The following is a 17,088-nucleotide window of genomic DNA, read 5'->3' on the forward strand; positions in this document are numbered from 1 at the left end:
TTATACCGCGAAAAGCGCCACCACCGGTCAAGATGGGGAAGTGTGGGAAATGGGAGAGTTATCGAGTTATGTGTTAACTCCGGGCGAATAATCTGGTAAGAAGCAGGTGTGAGCGCCGACACCCACCCCGCCGGGACCCCGATGGTCCGGGTCGTGAACGGTGTCGCCCATGTCTAAGACCAGGCCATCGGACGCCGCCGTCGAGCATCGGCGCCAGGAGATCCTCGACCACGTCATCGCCACCGGCGAGGTCCGCATCGACGACCTCACCACGCGGTTCGGCGTCAGCCTGATGACGATGCACCGCGACCTCGACGACCTCGCCGAGCGCCGCCTCCTCCGCAAACTGCGCGGCAAGGTCGAGGCCTACCCGGCGACGACCATGGAGTCGGCCGCCCGCTTCCGCGACACCTTCAACCAGGCCGCGAAGGACGCGCTGGGCGAGGCCGCCGCGGCTCACGTCCAGTCCGGTCAGACCGTCTTCGTCGACGACTCGACGACGCTCTTCCCGCTCGTCCGCCGCCTCGGCGCGATCGAAGACCTGACCGTCATCACCAACTCGCTTGAAGCCGCCCGCATCCTCGGCCCGGTGAAGAGCGTCGAGGTCGTTCTCGCCGGCGGCCGCTATCACCACGAGTTCGACTCGTGCGCCGGACCGGACGTCCTCGCGTTCCTCGAACGCACCCACGCCGACATCGCGTTCGTCTCGGTCGCCGCGGTCGCGGTCGGCCGCCTGTTCCACCCCGTCCAGGACTACGCCGCGCTCAAGAAGGCCGCGCTGCGCACCGCCAGCCGCAACGTCCTGGTCGTCGACAACTCCAAGTTCGGCCGCACCGCCACTTTCGCGCACGGCGACATCGGCGACTACGACCTCCTGATCACCGACGACCTGACACCGACCGAGGAGATCGAGGCAGCCCTGAACGCGGGCACGGCCATCGAGCAGGTCGAGTGCGACCCAGAGGGGCCGGAATATGAAATCTGACCTGGTCGCCGGAATCGACTCGTCGACCCAGTCGACGAAGGTCGTCGTCTGCGACGCGGCCACCGGCGAAATCGTCCGAACTGGTCGCGCTTCACACCCGGACGGCACCGAAGTCGCCCCCTCGGCGTGGTGGGACGCGTTGCGCGAGGCCACGGACGGCCTGCTCGACGGCGTCGGCGCGATCGGTATCGGCGGTCAGCAGCACGGCATGGTGACCCTCGACGAAGCCGGTGAGGTCGTCCGCCCGGCCTTGCTGTGGAACGACACCCGGTCCGCGAAGGCGGCCGAAGAACTCGGACGCGAACTCGGCGCGGAGAACTGGGCGAAGTCCGTCGGCTCGGTTCCGGTCGCCAGCTTCACCGTCACGAAACTGCGCTGGATGGCGGAGAACGAGCCCGAGCTGGCCGATCGCGTCGCCCGCGTGCTGCTGCCACACGATTGGCTGACCTGGCGCCTGCTCGGCGACGGCGCCGAGCCGATCACCGACCGCGGCGACGCCTCCGGTACCGGCTATTTCTCGCCAGCCACCGGCGAATACCGCCAAGACCTCCTCGCACACGCCTTCGGTGGCCGGATCCCGGAGCTGCCCAAGCTCCTCGGCCCCGCCGAGGCCGCGGGGCACACGCCGGACGGGATCCTGGTCTCGGCCGGAACCGGCGACAACATGGCCGCCGCACTCGGCCTCGAACTCGTCCCCGGCGACGTCGTGGTCTCGCTGGGCACCAGCGGCACCGTCTTCGGCGTCTCCGAAACCGCGAGCGCCGACCCCACCGGCATCGTCGCCGGATTCGCCGACGCCACCGGCCGGTTCCTGCCGCTCGCCTGCACCCTCAACGCCGCCCGCGTGCTCACCGCCACGTCCGCGATGCTCGGCGTCGAGCTCGCGGAATTCGACAAGCTCGCGCTCGCCGCCGCCCCCGGCTCCGGCGGCCTCACCTTCCTGCCCTACCTCGACGGTGAGCGGACGCCGAACCTCCCGGACGCCAAGGGCACGCTCTTCGGCCTGACCCGCGCGAACATGACGCCGGAGAACCTCGCCCGCGCCGCCGTCGAAGGCATGTTGTGCGGCCTCGCCGCCGGTCTCGACGCTCTGCGTGAACAGGGGCTCGAGGTCCGCCGCGTACTCCTGATCGGTGGCGGCGCGCAGTCGGTCGCCGTCCGCGCGGTCGCGCCGATCGTGTTCGGCGTGCCCGTCGTCATCCCCGAAGTCGCCGAGTACGTCGCGGTCGGCGCCGCGCGGCAGGCGGCCTGGGCCCTCGCTTCCAGCAAGGAACCTCCCCGCTGGCAGGAAGACCACGGCAAGACCCGGCTCGAGCTGGCCGAACCGACCGAGGCGGACCGCGCCGAGGGATACCGGATCCAGCAACGGCATCTCGAGGCCCGCGAACTCGGGCACGGCATTCCCGCGAAACCGAAAGAGGACTGAACCGATGGCCACGATCACCTACGACAAGGCGACCCGGCGCTACGCCGGTTCCGAGCGGCCCGCCGTGGACGCACTCGAACTCGAGATCGCCGACGGCGAATTCCTCGTGCTGGTCGGGCCTTCCGGCTGCGGCAAGTCCACCAGCCTGCGGATGCTCGCCGGCCTCGAGGACATCGACGAAGGCGCCGTCTGGATCGGCGACCGCGACGTCACGCAGCTGCCGCCGCGTGCCCGCGACATCGCGATGGTGTTCCAGAACTACGCGCTGTACCCGCACATGACCGTCGGTCAGAACATGGGCTTCGCGCTGAAGATCGCCGGCCGTCCGGCTTCGGAGATCAAGCAGAAGGTGCTCGACGCGGCCAAGCTGCTCGACATCGAGCAGTACCTCGACCGCAAGCCGAAGGCGCTCTCCGGTGGTCAGCGCCAGCGTGTCGCGATGGGCCGCGCCATCGTGCGTGAGCCGCAGGTCTTCCTGATGGACGAGCCGCTGTCGAACCTCGACGCCAAGCTGCGTGTTTCGACGCGTACGCAGATCGCCGCGCTGCAGCGCCGCCTCGGCGTCACCACCGTGTACGTCACGCACGACCAGGTCGAGGCCATGACGATGGGCGACAGGGTCGCCGTCCTCTCGGACGGTCTCCTCCAGCAGTGCGACACCCCGCGCGCGCTGTACGACCGGCCCGCAAACGCTTTCGTCGCCGGTTTCATCGGCTCACCCGCGATGAACCTCGTCACCGCGAAGCTCACCGCGGACGGTGCCGAACTCGGCGGTGCGCGGGTGCCGCTGTCCCGCGAGATCCTCGCCAAGGCCGACGGCGACACGGTCACCCTCGGCTTCCGGCCCGAGTCCCTCGAGGTGACCACCAGCGAGGACGGCACCGTGCCGGTCAAGGTCGACCTCGTCGAAGAGCTCGGCTCGGACGCGTACGTCTACGGCAAGCTCGCCGAGACCGACGCCGAAGGCACGAAGTCGAACGTCGTCACCCGGGTCGACCCGCGCAAGCCGCCGGTCATGGGCGACACCCTGCACCTGCGGATCCGTCCCGACGAGCTGCACGTGTTCTCCGCCACTGACGGGGCGCGCCTGTCCTGAGCCCGGTTCGTGGGAAACTGGTGGTCGTTATGACCGCCAGTTTCCCGCGTGCCGAAGTCGTGATCGACCTCTCCGCCATCCGGCACAACGTCGCCCTGCTCGCTTCCCGCGCCCCTGGGGCCCAAACCATGGCGGTGGTCAAGGCCGACGGCTACGGGCACGGAGCGCTCGAGGTCGGGCGTGCCGCCATCGAGGGCGGGGCGACCTGGCTGGGCACCTGCTCGCTCGACGAAGCGATCGCGCTGCGCCGCGCGGGGATCGGCGTCCGGCTCTTCAGCTGGCTCGACACTCCCGAAGCCGACTTCGCGACCGCTGTCGCCGAAGACATCGACGTCGCTGTCAGCTCCCTCGACGAACTCGCTCGCGTGGCCGATGGCGCGCGCCGGGCGCGCGACTTTAGCGGGCTAAACGCGATCTCGCGGGTGCACCTCAAGATCGACACCGGCCTCTCCCGAAACGGCTGCCCACCTGCGGAATGGCCCGCGTTGGTCCAGGCAGCGGCGGCCGCGAAGCCGCTCGTCGAGGTCGTCGCGATCTGGTCGCATCTCGCCTGTGCCGACGAGCCGGGCCACCCCTCCATCGACGCGCAGGCCAAGCGGTTCGACGAGGCCTACGACCTCGCCCGCGCGGCCGGTCTGAACCCGATGCGTCACCTCGCGAACTCCGCCGCCGTGCTGACCAGGCCGGATCTCCACTTCGACCTCGTGCGCCCCGGGATCGCGATCTACGGGCTGAACCCGGTGCCCGTGGCCGAGGATCTGCGTCCGGCGATGACCTTCAAATCCTCGGTAGTGCTCACGAAACGGATCGCCGCCGGCGAGTCCGTGTCCTACGGCCACACCTGGACGGCCGAGCGCGACACCACCCTCGCCCTGGTCCCGGTCGGGTACGCCGACGGCGTGCCGCGGTCGCTGTCCGGCCGGATGGACGTCTGGCTCGGCGGACGCCGTCGCCCGGTGGTCGGACGCGTCTGCATGGACCAGCTGATCGTCGACTGCGGAGACGACGAGCCCGCCATCGGCAGCGAGGTGATCCTCTTCGGCCAAGGCACGTTTGGCGAGCCGACCGCCCGGGAATGGGCGGACAAGCTGGGGACGATCGACTACGAGATCGTGACTTCGATGTATCGCCCGCGCATCCACCGGACGTATCTGGAGGCAGGCTCGTGACACCTTCACGACGACTGCTGGCCATCGTCGGCGGGGTCGGGGCGGTGGCCACCGGCACCGCCGCCGCGATCGCCGTCGCCGCACAGCAGCGGCGGCAGAGTGAGGACCCGTTCGTGGACGAGCCGTTGGGGGATCTTGAACCGGACCGGACCTCGACCGTGGCGGCCGAAGACGGCACGCCGCTCGCGGTCGAGGAGATCGATCCGGCTGATGGGGGCGAACCGGAGCTGACCGTCGTCGGCGTGCACGGGTTCGCGTTGTCGAAGCGCTGCTGGCATTTCCAGCGGCGAGACCTCGCGTCGCTGAAGTTGCCGCGGGTCCGGCAGGTTTACTACGACCACCGCGGGCACGGGCTTTCCGGCGCCGCGAACGCCGAAACCAGCACTATCGAACAGTTGGCGCGCGACCTCGACATGGTCGTTCGCTCGGTGGTGCCGGAGGGACCCATCGTGCTCATGGGGCACTCGATGGGCGGCATGGTGATCATGGAGCTCGCCGCGGAGCACCCTGAGCTGTTCGACGACCGCGTGTGCGGCGTCGCGTTCATCGCGACGGCCGCGGGCGAGGTCGGCGCGCGCGGGCTGCCGAGGTCGCTGCTTTCGAAGTACAACCCGCTCACCCGGGGTGTCGGCGGGCTGGCGGGCTGGCAGCCGGGGCTGGTCGAGTTCGTGCGCGCGGCGGGCGGCCAGCTGACCAGGCAGGCTGTCCGCAGACTGGCTTTCGGCAGCCGGGACGTGTCGCCGCGCCTCGTCGACTTCATGCTGGAAATGCTCGAAGTGACGCCGGTGCGCGGCCTCGTGAACTTCGTCGACACGCTGGGCAGCCATAATCGGTATGCCGCGCTCGCCGGGTTGAAGCACGCGCACGTGCTGGTCGTGGGCGGGGATTCCGACCGGTTCACGCCGATCGCGCACGCCGAGCGGATCGCGGCGGAGCTGCCGGACGCGGAGCTGGTGCGCGTGCGCGGCGCGGGACACATGGTGCAGCTGGAACAACCCGAACTGGTGAACAGCCACCTGATCGACCTGATGCAACGGTGCACGGGCACCGATGGTGAAACTTCCGACCGGCGAACGTGGTGGTGGCAGCGCTGATGAACTTCGCATTCCCGACTCCCGAGGCGACCATGGACTTCGGGCGTGCGCTCGGGCGTTCCCTGCGCGCGGGCGATCTGGTCCTGCTCGCCGGGCCGCTCGGAGCGGGCAAGACGACGCTGACCCGCGGGATCGCGGACGGTCTCGGTGTCGGCGGGCGGGTGAGCTCGCCGACGTTCGTGCTGGCCCGGGTCCATCCGGCGGGCGAGGCCGGGGTCGCCTTGGTGCACGTTGACGCGTACCGGCTCGGCGGAGACCTCTCGCAGCTCGACGACCTTGACCTCGACACCGAACTGGAGCGGTCCGCGCTGGTCGTCGAGTGGGGCGAGGGTGCCGCGGAGCGGCTTTCGGACGACTACCTCGTCGTACGCCTGGAGCGTCGCGACGACGACGTCCGTGAGGTCACCTTGGAACCGCACGGCACCTGGGCGTCCCGCACCCCTGACTTGCGTTTAGCGGGCTAAACGCGATCTCACCCGGATGCCGCATCAGGGCCGACCCGGCGGAGCGTCCCCTTCATGCCCCAAGCGGGCTTGGGGTGCGCATGCCGCTGGTTCGGACAGCGGCATGCGCACCTGTCTGGTCAGGCCGCGCCTAGACGGCCGGGGCCGGGCCACTTCGGCCGCGCCGATGGTGAAGCCACCACAGCCCGCACAGGCCGATCACGCCGGTTTGCGCGGCCGGTGTCGCGACGATGGCCAGTGCGAGGAGTGCGGTGATCAGAGCGAACCAGTAGAGCAGCACGCGTTTGGTGTTTTCCCGGCTGCCGAAGAACGTGCTTCGCCAGAAGTCGGGCCACTGGGTCGCGGGACGCAGATGGACGCGACGGCAGGCGGGGTCGGTGACTATGCCGGCCGGTTCGCCTGCCAAATCGAGTAATTCGTCGAGACTGACTTCTGCCGGGTGACACCCGCCGTGGTGATCCTGGTTCGTATCCGGGGTCATCGCCTGCGGCTGGGGTGGCTCCTCTGGCATACCGCCGGAACACGGCGCTACGCTGGGCATGTTTGACGCCTCCATAGAACTTTTCCGGGTTGATGGAGCTGTTGAACTTCAAGCGGCTCCCCGGGCATGGGGAGCCGCTTCCTTATGTGCGGCGTTTCGGTCGTTGCCGAGCCGCAACACAAACCATTGTGGACGAACTTTCCGGACCTACGGGGCGGTAAGTGAAAGGTTGCTGAATCCTGCGGTGAGCGGTCGACGTAATTCACCCCGGGTCATCGGATTGTGCCGCTATAACTCGAAAGAGTAGTTGCGGGCGCGGGGCGTCAGCTCATTGCGCAGATAGCGAGAGCAGAGTCTACTTATAGTGGTTCGCGTTCACGCTATCGAGTGAGAAGCCGTGATCGGTGCGAAGAGAATTGTTCGGTAGCGGACATTCGACCGCGGCATTCGCACATGCAGATGGCCGTGATCGATCCATCGTGCCCGCTCAGCGCCGATCTTCGACCGTTTGCCGCTTCCCCTTCCGCGTCGAATGGTCATGGGCGACGACAACACGGAAGGTATCGATGATTTTTCAATCACCTTCGCCCGCCCCACCTGCGGCAAGGCGACTTTAGCCCGCTAATCGCGACGCGTAGGCATGCTAAGCAATGGAGCGCCGCGGCGGCCCAGATCGCGTTTAGCGGGCTAAACGCGATCTGGTGGGCCGACGACGGAGCGCGCGATTCCCAGGTCGACCAGGTCTTGGGGGCGTAGCCGCAGGCGGTCCGCGAGGGCGGGGACTTCGTCGGCGGGCAGCTTGAGGATCGCTGCGGCCGCCTCCGGCGCGGTGACCGAGAAGTACGCGTCGGGCGTCACCCAGGTCGACCCCGGCGCCGCGAACGCGAGCGCGCCACCGGATCCGCCTTCCCCGATCACCAGCGTCGTGATCGGCACGGCCGCGCTCGCGACGGCTTCGAACAACTCCGCGATCGCCGCCCCGGCGCCGTCCCGCTCGGCCGCCGCGTCGTTCGCCGCGCCAGGGGTGTCGACGAGAGTGAGCACCGGGATGCCGAGCCTCGACGCGAGCCGCACCAGACGTGCCGCTGTCCGGAAGCCCGCGGGCAGCGTCGGAGTTCCGCACTGCGCCGCGTACGCGATCGTCCGGCCGTCTCGCCTGCCGAAGCCGCACAGGACACCAGCGTCGACTCCGCCGCACCTATCGCCCGAGACATCCTCGCGCCAATCGAAGTACGCCTTGAGGTACTCAGCCGCCCTCGGTCGATCAACGGAGCGCGCCGCCTGAACCGCTTCCCATCCGGTGTCGGGCAACACCGACGACCCCAGCGCGCCGGGCGGCTCGGCGGCCTCCGGCGTCGGCGAAGTCAGCAAGCGCAACCAGCGTTCCAGCACGGCGGGCAGGTCGGCAGGCGGCACGATCTGATCGACCTGACCCCACGCGAGCTTCGCTTCGGCCGTGTAGGCCTCCGGGGGCGCGTCGGCGGGGCGCACCCGGGACCCGGCGAAACCGACCTGTGCCTCGGGCAACGCGAGGACGACGTCGGCGCTGGCCCCGAGCGTCGCCCAGCCACCGCCCGTGGTCGGATCGCGCAGCACCGAGATCTGCGGCACCGATCGGGCACCGGCCGCCGCCCGCGCGATGCGCTGCAATTGCGAAAGCGCCCGCATCCCTTGCTGCATGCGGCTGCCGCCGGTCGCGATCAGCGAAACCACCGGCAGCCCGGACTCGACCGCCCGCGCGAACGCCGCCTCCACGCGATCACCGGTCCGCTGACCGATCGACCCGCCGAGGAACCCGAACTCGAAGGCGATCACGACCGCTTCGACGTCACCGATCCTGGCGGTTCCGCAGAGGACCGATTCGTCTTCGCCCGACCGCTCCGCGGCGGCATCCCGCGCTGCCCGGTAGCCCGGCCAGCCGATCGGCCCGTCGTCCGGTTCGTCGGAACGCGGAACGTCCAGGTCCTCGAAACCGGTCGCGATCTCCTTGATGACGGCCCGCGCGGAAGGCCTGCTCACCCGAGGGCCCGCTTCATGACCTTGCCCATGTCATTGCGCGGCAACGCCTCCAGATAGCGGACCACCCGGGGCCGTTTGTGCGGTGACAACAGGCGTGAGACGTGGTCGGCGAGCTCCGACTCCGTCGGGCGATCGCCGTCGGGCACCACCCAGGCCACGATGCGCTCGCCGAGGTCGTCGTCGGGCTCGCCGGTGACCGCGACCTCCGCCACACCGGGATGCTCCATGAGCGCGTTCTCGATCTCGCCCGCGCCGATCTTGTAGCCGCCGCTCTTGATCAGATCCGTCGCCTTCCGGCCGACGATCTTCACGTATCCGGCCGCGTCACGGGTCGCCATGTCACCGGTCCGGAACCAGCCGTCGTCGAAGGCGGCTTCGGTCGCGTCGGGGCGGTTGAGGTACTCGGTGAACAGATTCGGCCCGCGGACCTGGATCTCCCCGACGGTTTCGATCTCCTCGACAGGCTTTCCGGCTTCGTCCACGAGCCGCAGGTCGACGCCGCTCAGCGGGACGCCGACGGTGCCGGGGACACGCTCGCCGTCGGCGCGGACGCTGGTGTTCATCAAGGTCTCGGTCATCCCATAACGCTCGATCACACGTTGGCCGGTCGCCGCGGTGATGCGCTGGTGGTCGTGGACCGGCAGGGCGGCCGACCCGGAGACGAGCAGCCGGGCGCCGCTCAGCGCCTCGGCGAGCGACGGGTTGTCACCGACCTCGGCGGCGATGCGGTGATACATGGTCGGGACGCCGAACATCATCGTCGCCCCGGTCGCGAGTTCGCGTGCGGCGCCTTCCGTGGAGAACCGGCCGAGATGCCGGACCGAGCCGCCGCGCCTGAGTGGTCCGAGGATGCCGAGGATCAGGCCGTGCACGTGGAACAGCGGGAGACCGTGCACCAGGACGTCGTCGGCTGTCCATCCCCAGGCGTCTTCGAGCGCGTCGAGGGTGGTCGTGATCGCTCGGCGGGGGAGGACGACGCCCTTGGGCGGGCCGGTCGTGCCGGAGGTGTAGACGATCAGCGCCGGGGTTTCGGCATCCGGTTCCGCGGGGAGATCGACGGCCGTGCCTTCGAGGGTGATGTCGCGTCGTGGCAGACCGTCGAGACCGGCGGGCAGGTCGGCGCCCGGTTCGGCGAGCACGAGGACGGGCTCGCTGTCGGCGAGGATGTGCGCGAGTTCGCGCTCGCCGATCTTCGGGTTGAGCGGGATGGCGGGGGCGCCGGCGAGCAGGGCGGCGATCACGGCGACGCTGGTGTGCGCGGTGGGTGTGGCCCAAACGGCGACGCGGCCGCTCGGCAGGTCACGGGCGAGCGTGCCGGCGACGGCGGCGAGGTCGGCGTAGGTCAGGGAGGTGCCGCCGAAGCGGAGGGCCTCCTTGCCGGAGCCGCTCGCGAGCGTGGGGAACAACCGATCGGGCACCGCGTGACCTCCTGCTCGACTCCACCGGCCGGGGCGCGTGGGCCCCTGGCTGGACCGTACCGCGCTATCCGCCCATACCCCTGCGACCCGCTTCACACCCGCAGGCAGGGGAGCAGGCGGGGGAGCGGCGCGGCAGGGGAGCGCGTTTAGCCCGCTAAACGCGACCCGGGGTCCTGGTCGTAGGCTTGGTAACCGTGCTGGTACTGGCCATCGACACCTCGACCCCGGCGGTCACCGCGGGCCTCGTCGCCCTGGACGGTGACGCGCTCGAATCCCGCGGCGACCGCGTCACGGTCGACCCGCGCGCGCACGGCGAGCTGATCACGCCCCACGCCCTCGAAGCGGTCAAGGCCGCGGGCGTCACGCTCCGCGATCTCGACGCCATCGTCTGCGGCGTCGGCCCCGGCCCCTTCACCGGCCTCCGCGCCGGCATGGCGACCGCCGCCTCGCTCGCCCACGCGCTCGGCATCCCGGCCCACCCGGTCTGCAGCCTCGACGCGATCGCCGCCGACGTCGCCCCCGGCGAAGCGCCTTTCCTCGTCCTCACCGACGCGAGGCGCCGCGAGGTCTACTGGGCCGCGTACGCCGCGGACGGCTCCCGCACCGACGGTCCGCACGTCCAGCGCCCTGCCGACCTCGAATCCACGGTCAAGGTCGCGGCGGGCGACGGCGCCCTTCTCTACGCGGACGCCCTCGGCGTCCAGCCGATCGAGCCGCGCTTCCCGTCACCTCTCGGACTGGTCAAGGCCGCCCGCAAGGACTTCGGAAGCGAGCCGGCACCGCTCACGCCCCTTTATCTCCGCCGCCCGGACGCCGTCGAGCCCGCCGCGCGCAAGAAGGTGACCACGCCGTGAGGCTGGAACCCTTACACCGCAAGGATATCCGCCGCTGTGTCGAGATCGAGAAGATCCTCTTTCCCGGGGATTCGCCGTGGAGCGCCTACGCCTTCCACGCGGAACTCGACGCGGGCGGTCACTACCTCGTCGCGCGTCCGGACGAAAGCGACGAGGTCATCGGCTACGCCGGTCTCGCCATCGTCGGCCGCCGCGGCGACTACGAGACGAGCATCCACACCATCGGCGTCGACCCGGCCTGGCAGCGCAACGGGATCGGCACCGCGCTGCTGAAGGCGCTCCTCGACCGCGCGGACGAACTCGTCGCGCCGGTGTTCCTCGAAGTCCGTACGGACAACGACGCGGCGATCGCGCTCTACGAGCGGCACGGTTTCGAACGCATCGGCCTCCGGAAGCGCTACTACCAGCCCTCCGGCGCCGACGCCTACACGATGGCCCGTCCGCGGGCCCAGGTCCGAGACGAGGTGGCTGGCTGATGCCACGCATCATCATGGGCATCGAAAGTTCGTGCGACGAGACCGGTGTCGGGCTCGTCCGCCTGCACGACGACAACACGGTCGAACTCCTCGCCGACGAGGTCGCCTCCAGCGTCGACCAGCACGCCCGCTTCGGCGGCGTCGTCCCCGAGGTCGCCAGCCGCGCGCACCTGGAAGCGATGGTGCCGACCGTCGAACGCGCCTTCGCGACGGCCGGACTGAAACTGTCCGATGTGGACGCGATCGCGGTCACCGCCGGACCCGGCCTCGCCGGCGCGCTCCTGGTCGGCGTCGCCGCGGCCAAGGCGTACGCCGCCGCGCTCGACGTCCCGCTCTACGGTGTCAACCATCTGGCCGGGCACATCGCGGTCGACACGCTCCAGCACGGGCCGTTGCCCGAACGCTGCCTCGCGCTGCTCGTTTCCGGCGGCCACACGCAATTGCTGCTGGTGGACGACATCACGGCCAAGATCACCGAACTCGGGTCCACTGTGGACGACGCGGCTGGCGAGGCCTACGACAAGGTCGCCCGCGTCCTCGGCCTGCCCTACCCGGGCGGCCCGCCCATCGACAAGGCCGCCAAGAACGGCGACGGGACGGCCATCGCGTTCCCTCGCGGGATGACCGGGCCGCGGGACGCCAAGTTCGATTTCTCTTTCTCCGGCTTGAAAACCGCCGTCGCGCGCTGGGTGGAAGGCGCCGAGCGTCGCGGGGAGGAGATCCCCGTCGACGACGTCGCGGCTTCGTTCCAGGAGGCCGTCGCCGACGTTCTCACCATGAAGGCGATCCGCGCGGCCAAGGAACACGGCGTGGACACCCTGGTGATCTCCGGTGGAGTGGCGGCGAATTCGCGGCTTTCCGAACTCGCCGCCGAACGCTGCGCAGAGGCCGGGATCCACCTGCGGGTCCCGCGGCCGCGGCTGTGCACGGACAACGGCGCGATGATCGCCGCGCTCGGCGCGCATGTGGTCGCCGCCGGACGGCCACGGGCCGCGCTCGACTTCTCCGCCAATCCGGCGCTTCCGGTCCAGATCGTCTCGATCTAACGCGATTCGGCGGCGGTGCGCGGCGCCGGCGCGAGGTCGAGCAGCTCTTCCAGCGCCGCCACCGTCAACGCGGCGGCATTGCCGTCACCGTAAGGGTTTCCGGCATGCGTCGGATGAAGATCGCCGCGCAGGATCTTGGCGGCGGTGTCGGCGATGAGCCCGGTGTCCGTCCCGACCAGCCAGGCGCAGCCTGCCTCGATGGCCTCGCGTCGCTCGGTGACGTCGCGGAGCACAAGGACAGGTGTGCCGAAGGTCGGCGCTTCCTCTTGGATACCACCGGAATCGGTCAGGACCAGCTCGGCGAGCCGGAGCGCGCGCACCAGATCGGGATACTCGAGCGGCTCGGTGATCGTCACCCGAGGCGTCCCGCCGAGCGCGGTCAGTACCTGCTCCCGCACCGCCGGATTGGGATGCACCGGAAACAGCACCTGGACGTCGCTGTGCTCCGCGACGATCAGTTCGATGGCCGCGAGTGTGCGGCTCAGCGGTTCGCCCCAGGACTCGCGCCGATGCGACGTGACGAGGACGAGGCGTTCGTTCGCCTCGGCGATTTCCATCTCCAGCAACGCGAGCGCGGTGTCCCTTGCCGGAAGATCGCGCTCGGCGATCGCGATCACGGCGTCGACGACGGTATTGCCGGTGATCGCGATCCGTTGCCGCGGAACACCTTCCGCACGCAGCGCGGCCGCGGCACCCGGCGTCGGCGCGAGATGCAGGGCGGCGATACGCGAGATCATCTGCCGGGTGCCCTCTTCGGGGAACGGCGCCGCGAGATCGTGCGTGCGCAACCCCGCTTCCAGGTGCACGACCGGGATGCCCAGCCAGAACGCGGCGAGCGCGCCCGCCAGCCCGGTGGTCGTGTCGCCTTGGACGACGACCGCCGCCGGGGTGACCTGGCGCAGCAACCGGTCGAGTGCGGGCAGCAGCCCGGAAACCAGCTCCGCCTGCGATCCCGTGGCCCGCGGCGGAGTGTCGAGCCAGGCGTCGACCGGCAGGCCGAAGGGGATCAGCGCCTGCTCGACCATGCCCTGATGCTGTCCACTGTGGACGACTAGGGGCCGTAGGCGCGGGTGCTCCGCCAGCGCCAGTGCCAGCGGCGCGAGCTTGACCGCCTCCGGCCGGGTCCCGGCCAGCAACATCACATCCACGCGTTCGCGCTCCTCATCCACGGTTTCGAGTGTCCCGGAGAAACCCGGTGACGGCCGCCGGCGTGCGAGGGGCCCACGCCGGCGGCCGTTCTGCCAGGGGAGCGTCAGCTCCCCACCTTGCCGAGCCGTTTCGTGCGGCGGTAGCCGGCGATGACCGCGATGGTTCCGAGAACCAGCAGGATCACGCCGACCGCCAGCCACCAGCCGACATCGGCCCCGGTGGCGGCGAGGGCACCCACCCCGCCACCGGCGACGCCGACTCCGGCGCCAGGCAACTTGTACATCTCGACCTCACCTCACCCAGGTCAGGCGGTGGTCGCGGAACGACGGCCGCGGACGACGCGGATACCGACCGGAACAGCGACGGCGCCGAGCAGGCCGAGACCGATCCACAGTCCGGCGCCCGAAGCGAGCGGCACGGGCAGGCCGGCCGGACCGCAGGTGGCCGACGAGACGATCACGTCGCCGGAGCCGAGCGGGTTGAGCGCCCCGCCGAGCAGCTTCACGTGGATCGCGTTGACGGTCAGGCTGCCGTCGTTGTTCTTGATCTGTTCGTTCAGGATGATCGTCGCGACGTTCACGTTGCCGAGACCGACCTTGACCTGGGTGTTCGGTGCCGGCGTGGAGTCGACAGCGCCCGCGCTGCCGAGGTTCGCGCCGACCAGGTTCGTCGCGCCCTGCACGCCCTTCTGGGTCGCGGTGCAGGTGGCTTCGACGACCTTGACGCCGACGTCGCCGAGCGCGCCCTTGAGCAGCGGCAAGCCGACGTCGGCGGTGCTGGCCTTGGCCGTCACCGCACCGGAGTCGTCACGTTTGGCTTCGGTGTTGATCGCACCCGCGGTGAGCACACCGGTGAGGTTGACCTTCGCGAGGCTGTTGGTGGTCGGCCCGGAGGTCTTCGCTTCGGCGAGCGGCCCGGCCTGCACCGCGTCGAGGCCGAGGAGTTTCACATCGACCTTGACGCCATACGCGGAGCCGTCACCGGGGGCCGCCGAGGCAGGCGCCGCACCGGCGAGAGCCACGCTCGCCACCACAGCGGCGAGCAATCCGCCTCGTCGCAAGAGGTGCGTGTTCTTCAACTGGTCCTCCGAATTGATTCGTGGGGGTTTTCTCTCATCTGCGGTCGGCGCATGGGCACGACCGTTGCGGACGAATCCTCAGCTGGCCTGACTCGGCTCGCGGATCGTCTATCGGAGAGTGTTTCGGAAATTGCACAGAAAACCGCGAGGATCACCGGATCAGGTGGTCTTGCGAGCATTTTCCGCAGGTCGCCGAAAGTATCACTCGTTCGGCCTAGTCAGTTTCTCCACGATCGTGCCGAAAGGGCTCATGATCACGGTGGAAATGCGAACCCCGGTCGAAAGTCCCGGTTCTCGCTGACTTACGCTCGTCGGCGAGGTCCCCGTCCGTTTCGTCGAATCCTGCCGTCCGCTGCGTCTTTCCTGAGAGGGTCACCGTGGCCGTTGCGAGCGCTCCCTTGCCCAGTTCCAGCCGGTTTCCGCTGCGTATGGCGGTGCTGGCGGTGATCGCCGTCGCGGTCGGCCTGGTGCTGGCCGAACGTCTGTACCGGGTCTTCGAAGTGCAGCTGGCCGGGCTGATACTGAGGGTCATCACCACATCGGGTGTCTTCGTCGCCGGTGAACGCGAGACTGTCTACTTTGGGTTGACCGGCGATACTCCACTCGGGTTGAGAATGACGCCGGAATGCTCTTCGGCATTCATGTTGCTGCCGCTTTTGCTGGTGACGGCCGTCATGTTGTATTTCCGTCCGAAAAATGCGAAGAGACTGTTCTCCTCGTTGGCCATTTCCGCGATGGTGGTCGTTCTTGTCAATCAGATGAGGGTTTTGGCGATCGTCGGCCTCGTGAACTGGCTCGGCGTGGACGAAGGTTATTACTGGGGTCATACCCTGCTCGGTTCGATGGTCAGTGTCATCGGCGGCGCGATCGCCCTCGTGCTGTTCGTCTGGCTGAGCACCCGGAAGTCACGGGCCGAGCGCGGGGCCGCCTGATGGGCGGCGGCTCGCTCAAGATCCTGCTCGCGATCACCCAGGCGTTCGCGCTCACCATGAGCGTCGCCTTCATCGTCTACGTCGTCGTGATCGTCGTGCCGTACCTGCGGCGCAAACCCGCGCCCGTCGGCGACGCCGCCGACTTCACCTGGCACTTCTTCGTGCCGTGCCGCGACGAGCAGACCGTCATCCGCGAGACGGTGCGGTACCTGCGTTCGACGTTCCGGCACGCGCACGTCTGGGTCGTCGACGACGACTCCGAGGACCGTACGGCCAGGGTGGTGCGCTCGATCTGGCGGCGTAACGGCGGTTTCGACCCGTACCTGCACCTCGTTCCCCGCCGCCGTCCGGAGGCGAGGACGGGCAAGGGTGACGCGCTCAACGCCGCCTACCAGGCACTCAACGACTGGATGGGCCCGGACGCGAGCCGGGACGACGTGGTCGTCGTGGTCGTCGACGCGGACGGCCGTCCGGCGGAGAACTGCCTCGAAGTGTGCGCGGCGGACCACCTGTTCGGCGACGAGACGATCGGCGCGGTGCAGCTCGACGTCTGGATGGGCAACGCCGACAGCCGTCCGCCGGGGAAGAACTGGTTCTCCCGTGCCTTCGGGCTGAAGCTGGCCCAGATGCAGGACCTCGAGTTCCGCACCGCCATCGCGGCGATCCAGACCTCGCGCGGGTTCACCGGCACGATCTCCATGGGCGGCAACGGTCAGTTCACGCGACTGTCCGCATTGGACTCGATCGCCGGTGAGGACGAGCAACCGTGGCGCGGTTCGCTGCTGGAGGACTTCGAACTCGGTGTGCACCTGCTGACCGCGGGCTGGCGGACCGGTTACACGCCTGACTCCCACGTGAAGCAGGAAGGGCTCTACAGTCTGCGGCGATTCCTGGTGCAGCGCACCCGCTGGGGCCAGGGCACGATGCAGTGTTCGCGGTATCTGCGGCGGATCTGGGATTCACCGCATGTGAGCACGCTGGGCGCGGCGGAGATGATGTACTACCTCGCGCAGCCGTGGATGCAGTTGCTCGGCTCGCTGCTGTACCCGATCCCGTTCATCCTGCTGCTGTTCAGCACCGCGGGGGATCCGGCGCAGGTGTGGACCTGGTTCGCCGACGACGGCGCGTGGATCCTGTTCGCGATCTACGGCTCGTTCGGGCTGCTGCCGTTCATCGTGTGGGGCCCGATCTATCAGTTCAAATGCCTGAAGAGTCGCAATCTCCTGCGCGGACTCGGGATGGGCTTCGCCTACGCGCTGTACATCTACACGTTCTACATCACGTCGTGGCGGGCGCTGTTCCGCCTGGTGCGCGGGCGGAACGGCTGGGCGAAGACGCGACGGAACACCGAGCACGCCCCCGGCGTCAAGGTCGCGCTGGACTCCTGACCGAGCCCCGCGC

At 69.3% G+C, this 17,088-nt stretch carries 17 protein-coding genes; 11 read left to right on the top strand and 6 right to left on the bottom strand.

Going from position 1 to position 17,088, the window contains the following annotated elements; translation table 11 throughout:
* Nucleotides 1-169: 169 nt before the first annotated feature.
* The 6 genes from ACZ5ZX_RS06105 to tsaE are packed head-to-tail and all read left to right on the top strand — an operon-like array spanning nucleotide 170 to nucleotide 6,234.
* Nucleotides 170-985 (top strand): DeoR/GlpR family DNA-binding transcription regulator, encoded by an 816-nt coding sequence (locus ACZ5ZX_RS06105; protein WP_465500864.1) that lies wholly within the window; start codon nucleotides 170-172, stop codon nucleotides 983-985.
* The gene (gene xylB, locus ACZ5ZX_RS06110) at nucleotides 975-2,411 is read left to right on the top strand and encodes a xylulokinase (RefSeq protein ID WP_465500865.1); all 1,437 of its coding nucleotides are present in this window, start codon (nucleotides 975-977) and stop codon (nucleotides 2,409-2,411) included. The genes ACZ5ZX_RS06105 and xylB overlap by 11 nt, the downstream gene beginning before the upstream one ends.
* Before the next feature lie 4 nt (nucleotides 2,412-2,415).
* Entirely contained in the window at nucleotides 2,416-3,507 is a 1,092-nt protein-coding gene (locus ACZ5ZX_RS06115) for an ABC transporter ATP-binding protein (protein WP_044855699.1), read from the top strand.
* Between the two features lie 29 nt (nucleotides 3,508-3,536).
* Complete coding sequence (gene alr / locus ACZ5ZX_RS06120; RefSeq protein ID WP_465500866.1) at nucleotides 3,537-4,676, top strand: alanine racemase; 1,140 nt, start codon at nucleotides 3,537-3,539, stop codon at nucleotides 4,674-4,676.
* On the top strand, nucleotides 4,673-5,770 hold the full coding sequence (locus tag ACZ5ZX_RS06125; RefSeq protein ID WP_465500867.1) for an alpha/beta fold hydrolase: 1,098 nt from the start codon (nucleotides 4,673-4,675) through the stop codon (nucleotides 5,768-5,770). Before alr ends, ACZ5ZX_RS06125 begins: the two co-directional genes overlap by 4 nt.
* Complete coding sequence (tsaE, locus tag ACZ5ZX_RS06130) at nucleotides 5,770-6,234, top strand: tRNA (adenosine(37)-N6)-threonylcarbamoyltransferase complex ATPase subunit type 1 TsaE (RefSeq protein WP_465500868.1); 465 nt, start codon at nucleotides 5,770-5,772, stop codon at nucleotides 6,232-6,234. The genes ACZ5ZX_RS06125 and tsaE overlap by 1 nt, the downstream gene beginning before the upstream one ends.
* A 130-nt stretch (nucleotides 6,235-6,364) precedes the next feature.
* Here the strand turns inward: tsaE and ACZ5ZX_RS06135 are convergent, their stop codons facing one another.
* From ACZ5ZX_RS06135 to ACZ5ZX_RS06145, 3 genes are all read right to left on the bottom strand, one after another.
* Entirely contained in the window at nucleotides 6,365-6,775 is a 411-nt protein-coding gene (locus tag ACZ5ZX_RS06135; RefSeq protein WP_465324956.1) for a hypothetical protein, read from the bottom strand.
* 627 nt (nucleotides 6,776-7,402) lie between these two features.
* Nucleotides 7,403-8,734, bottom strand: coding sequence for a carboxyl transferase domain-containing protein (locus ACZ5ZX_RS06140; protein ID WP_465500869.1), 1,332 nt, complete (start codon nucleotides 8,732-8,734; stop codon nucleotides 7,403-7,405).
* Nucleotides 8,731-10,152, bottom strand: a complete 1,422-nt coding sequence (locus tag ACZ5ZX_RS06145; protein ID WP_465500870.1) for an acyl-CoA synthetase — start codon at nucleotides 10,150-10,152, stop codon at nucleotides 8,731-8,733. The genes ACZ5ZX_RS06140 and ACZ5ZX_RS06145 overlap by 4 nt, the downstream gene beginning before the upstream one ends.
* 194 nt (nucleotides 10,153-10,346) lie before the next feature.
* Between ACZ5ZX_RS06145 and tsaB the strand changes: the two genes are divergently transcribed.
* The 3 genes from tsaB to tsaD are packed head-to-tail and all read left to right on the top strand — an operon-like array spanning nucleotide 10,347 to nucleotide 12,528.
* Entirely contained in the window at nucleotides 10,347-11,006 is a 660-nt protein-coding gene (tsaB, locus tag ACZ5ZX_RS06150; protein ID WP_465500871.1) for a tRNA (adenosine(37)-N6)-threonylcarbamoyltransferase complex dimerization subunit type 1 TsaB, read from the top strand.
* The gene (rimI, locus tag ACZ5ZX_RS06155; RefSeq protein ID WP_465460569.1) at nucleotides 11,003-11,482 is read left to right on the top strand and encodes a ribosomal protein S18-alanine N-acetyltransferase; all 480 of its coding nucleotides are present in this window, start codon (nucleotides 11,003-11,005) and stop codon (nucleotides 11,480-11,482) included. Before tsaB ends, rimI begins: the two co-directional genes overlap by 4 nt.
* Nucleotides 11,482-12,528: a tRNA (adenosine(37)-N6)-threonylcarbamoyltransferase complex transferase subunit TsaD gene (gene tsaD, locus ACZ5ZX_RS06160; protein ID WP_465500872.1), complete on the top strand. Its 1,047-nt coding sequence runs from the start codon at nucleotides 11,482-11,484 to the stop codon at nucleotides 12,526-12,528. The genes rimI and tsaD overlap by 1 nt, the downstream gene beginning before the upstream one ends.
* Here the strand turns inward: tsaD and wecB are convergent.
* The 3 genes from wecB to ACZ5ZX_RS06175 all read right to left on the bottom strand — a co-directional run bounded on the left by wecB (nucleotide 12,525) and on the right by ACZ5ZX_RS06175 (nucleotide 14,755).
* Entirely contained in the window at nucleotides 12,525-13,676 is a 1,152-nt protein-coding gene (gene wecB / locus ACZ5ZX_RS06165) for a non-hydrolyzing UDP-N-acetylglucosamine 2-epimerase (RefSeq protein WP_465501056.1), read from the bottom strand. The two genes, tsaD and wecB, sit on opposite strands and share 4 nt — an antisense overlap.
* Nucleotides 13,677-13,780: 104 nt before the next feature.
* Nucleotides 13,781-13,960: an LPXTG cell wall anchor domain-containing protein gene (locus ACZ5ZX_RS06170; protein WP_044855691.1), complete on the bottom strand. Its 180-nt coding sequence runs from the start codon at nucleotides 13,958-13,960 to the stop codon at nucleotides 13,781-13,783.
* A 21-nt stretch (nucleotides 13,961-13,981) separates the two neighbouring features.
* Nucleotides 13,982-14,755, bottom strand: coding sequence for a choice-of-anchor P family protein (locus ACZ5ZX_RS06175; RefSeq protein ID WP_465500873.1), 774 nt, complete (start codon nucleotides 14,753-14,755; stop codon nucleotides 13,982-13,984).
* A gap of 428 nt (nucleotides 14,756-15,183) precedes the next feature.
* Here ACZ5ZX_RS06175 and xrtP point away from each other — a divergent pair, with 428 nt between their 5' ends.
* Both xrtP and ACZ5ZX_RS06185 read left to right on the top strand, forming a co-directional pair.
* Complete coding sequence (gene xrtP, locus ACZ5ZX_RS06180; RefSeq protein WP_465501057.1) at nucleotides 15,184-15,687, top strand: exosortase P; 504 nt, start codon at nucleotides 15,184-15,186, stop codon at nucleotides 15,685-15,687.
* On the top strand, nucleotides 15,687-17,075 hold the full coding sequence (locus ACZ5ZX_RS06185; RefSeq protein WP_465500874.1) for a glycosyltransferase: 1,389 nt from the start codon (nucleotides 15,687-15,689) through the stop codon (nucleotides 17,073-17,075). Before xrtP ends, ACZ5ZX_RS06185 begins: the two co-directional genes overlap by 1 nt.
* The last annotated feature ends 13 nt before the right edge of the window (nucleotides 17,076-17,088 follow it).

It is taken from the genome of Amycolatopsis sp. NPDC033938 (assembly GCF_055575975.1).

What these genes read in the sequence shown, in the direction of transcription:
- ACZ5ZX_RS06115 (WP_044855699.1), top strand. Translation starts at nt 2,416, where the DNA reads ATGGCCACGATCACCTACGACAAGGCGACCCGGCGCTACGCCGGTTCC.
- xrtP (WP_465501057.1), top strand. Translation starts at nt 15,184, where the DNA reads ATGGCGGTGCTGGCGGTGATCGCCGTCGCGGTCGGCCTGGTGCTGGCC.
- tsaE (WP_465500868.1), top strand. Translation starts at nt 5,770, where the DNA reads ATGAACTTCGCATTCCCGACTCCCGAGGCGACCATGGACTTCGGGCGT.
- ACZ5ZX_RS06170 (WP_044855691.1), bottom strand. Translation starts at nt 13,960, where the DNA reads ATGTACAAGTTGCCTGGCGCCGGAGTCGGCGTCGCCGGTGGCGGGGTG.
- xylB (WP_465500865.1), top strand. Translation starts at nt 975, where the DNA reads ATGAAATCTGACCTGGTCGCCGGAATCGACTCGTCGACCCAGTCGACG.
- alr (WP_465500866.1), top strand. Translation starts at nt 3,537, where the DNA reads ATGACCGCCAGTTTCCCGCGTGCCGAAGTCGTGATCGACCTCTCCGCC.
- ACZ5ZX_RS06105 (WP_465500864.1), top strand. Translation starts at nt 170, where the DNA reads ATGTCTAAGACCAGGCCATCGGACGCCGCCGTCGAGCATCGGCGCCAG.
- ACZ5ZX_RS06135 (WP_465324956.1), bottom strand. Translation starts at nt 6,775, where the DNA reads ATGCCCAGCGTAGCGCCGTGTTCCGGCGGTATGCCAGAGGAGCCACCC.
- ACZ5ZX_RS06185 (WP_465500874.1), top strand. Translation starts at nt 15,687, where the DNA reads ATGGGCGGCGGCTCGCTCAAGATCCTGCTCGCGATCACCCAGGCGTTC.
- tsaD (WP_465500872.1), top strand. Translation starts at nt 11,482, where the DNA reads ATGCCACGCATCATCATGGGCATCGAAAGTTCGTGCGACGAGACCGGT.